The organism is Lactobacillus selangorensis (assembly GCF_001437205.1).
GTDB classification, from domain to species: Bacteria; Bacillota; Bacilli; order Lactobacillales; family Lactobacillaceae; genus Paralactobacillus; species Paralactobacillus selangorensis.
This window is the reverse complement of sequence record NZ_JQAZ01000030.1, coordinates 1-212: the sequence shown is the minus strand read 5'-3', so window position 1 is coordinate 212 and position 212 is coordinate 1. Positions and strand designations below refer to the sequence as shown.

Sequence of the window (212 nt, the reverse complement as noted above, 5' to 3'; positions counted from 1 at the left end):
GGAACTGAAACATCTAAGTACCCTGAGGAAAAGAAATCAACCGAGATTCCCTTAGTAGTGGCGAGCGAACGGGGACTAGCCCTTAAGTGGCTTTGAGATTAGCGGAACGCTCTGGAAAGTGCGGCCATAGTGGGTGATAGCCCTGTACGCGAAAATCTCTTAGTCATGAAATCGAGTAGGACGGAGCACGAGAAACTTTGTCTGAATATGGG

The 212-nt window shown here is 48.6% G+C and carries 1 rRNA gene; it reads left to right on the top strand.

The features are described from left to right. Window positions 1–212, top strand: a 23S ribosomal RNA gene (locus tag IV40_RS10495); the annotation flags it as partial.